Raw genomic sequence first — 1,579 nt, 5'->3', positions numbered from 1 at the left:
AACCGGCACGACATGCGAAGTGCGGGTGCACAACCTGTCGGCCACCGGAATGTTGCTGAGCACCGATGGGCACTTCGACCTCGATGAACCCTTGCTAATCGTCTTCGGCGAAGCAGGCGAGCGGCTGGCGCGGATCGTCTGGTCTGCCGATGGGCTGTTTGGTTGCCGCTTTGACGAGAGCCTGACCAAAGCCCAGATGAGCGCCATCGTGCTGCGTTCGGAGCCGATACCTTCGGAAGCCGTCACCCAGTCGATCGAAGCATCGCAAGATGAGGGTTTCGGCGTGCGGCTCAAGCGCCTGCGCAAGACCACCGGCCTTTCGATGGTCGATTTTGCCAGCCAGTTCGGGGTGACCAAGCCGACCTTGTGGAAGTGGGAAACCGACAGGGCTCGTCCGCGGAGGGCGGTGTTGCGCCAGCTGTCGGCCTATTTCGGCCTGAGCGAACAGGAGTTGCTTTACGGGTCGAAAGGCGTGGCTGACCGTTCGGTGAGCGTTGGCGAAACGCCGAGTGCGGATCACCCGACAGGCTCGCTTTCGCATGTTGTCGAACGAAGCCGGTCAGCCATCGCGCGTGAGGCCGGGGTGTCGGTAAAACAGGTCACCATCGCAATCGATTGGAACTGACCCAAAACCGGGCATACCCGGTTGCGATTCGCGCAACCCCATTCGCCATGATACAAAGCCGCGGGACTCGGGAGGGGTTTTGTGCGGTCCATAGTGCGTGCCTGCATATTCGGAACGATGGCGGTGGCGAGCTTCGCCAGCGTTACGCCCGCGCATGCGGGGGATGGCCAGCCTGTCACCGTGGCGGCGAGCGCGACGAGCGATTTCGCGATGGATTTCGACGACATGGCGATGGATGATCACGACGTGCCGGTCATCCATTTCGGCCGCGCCGTGGACCTTGCCGGTGCCGATATCGAGCCGGTCGGTCACGGCAGTGCGATCCTGCCTGGTGCCATTCCGCGCGGCCTCCCGTTGGCGGGTGCGCGGGTCACCAGTGGCTTCGGCAGGCGCTATCACCCGATCCTGGGTGAAACGCGCTTCCATTCAGGTATCGATCTTGCCGCGCCGATAGGGACACCGGTGGTCGCCACGTCCAGTGGGCGCGTCGCCAGCGCCGGTTGGCAAGGCAATTATGGGATTCTGGTTGCGCTCAACCACGGGGGATCGGTCGAGACCCGCTATGCCCATCTTTCAGCAGTTGCCGTGCGTCCGGGGCAGGCGGTCGAGGCCGGCCAGGTTATCGGCTATGTCGGGTCAACTGGCCGCTCTACCGGGCCGCATCTGCATTATGAGGCCCGCGTTGCAGGACGCGCAGCCAACCCGGGCGGAGGCGATTGAGCGCCAACGCTAGCGACTACCCAGAACCACTGAATCGGAAGTCGGATCGTAGCGCAAATCGATGCCCGACTTGCGCAGGTCAGCAAGGCTGACCAGCCCGCTGCCGCGGACCGTGCCGGGTACCTTGGCATCATCCAGCAGGCTACGAACTTCGCTTGCATCGACCAACAGGCGGGACCCGCCATCGACATGGATCGGCAGGCTGCCGATATCCTTCTGACCCAAGCGCACGAC

Annotated in this window: 3 protein-coding genes; 2 read left to right on the top strand and 1 reads right to left on the bottom strand. The window is 63.5% G+C overall.

The features are described from left to right. On the top strand, positions 1–625 hold a 625-nt coding region (locus AAFM29_RS11775; RefSeq protein WP_341712992.1), incomplete at its 5' end, for a helix-turn-helix domain-containing protein. 81 nt (positions 626–706) lie between these two features. Then, complete coding sequence (locus AAFM29_RS11770; protein ID WP_341712991.1) at positions 707–1,345, top strand: M23 family metallopeptidase; 639 nt, start codon at positions 707–709, stop codon at positions 1,343–1,345. A 9-nt stretch (positions 1,346–1,354) separates the two neighbouring features. Here the strand turns inward: AAFM29_RS11770 and AAFM29_RS11765 are convergent. Then, positions 1,355–1,579, bottom strand: a 225-nt coding sequence (locus AAFM29_RS11765; protein WP_341712990.1) for a hypothetical protein, incomplete at its 5' end; no start/stop codon positions are given.

It is taken from the genome of Erythrobacter sp., from assembly GCF_038133525.1.
In the GTDB taxonomy this organism is placed as follows: Bacteria; Pseudomonadota; Alphaproteobacteria; order Sphingomonadales; family Sphingomonadaceae; genus Qipengyuania.
Note: the sequence above shows the minus strand (reverse complement) of the source record. Positions and strands in the feature narration are given on the sequence as shown.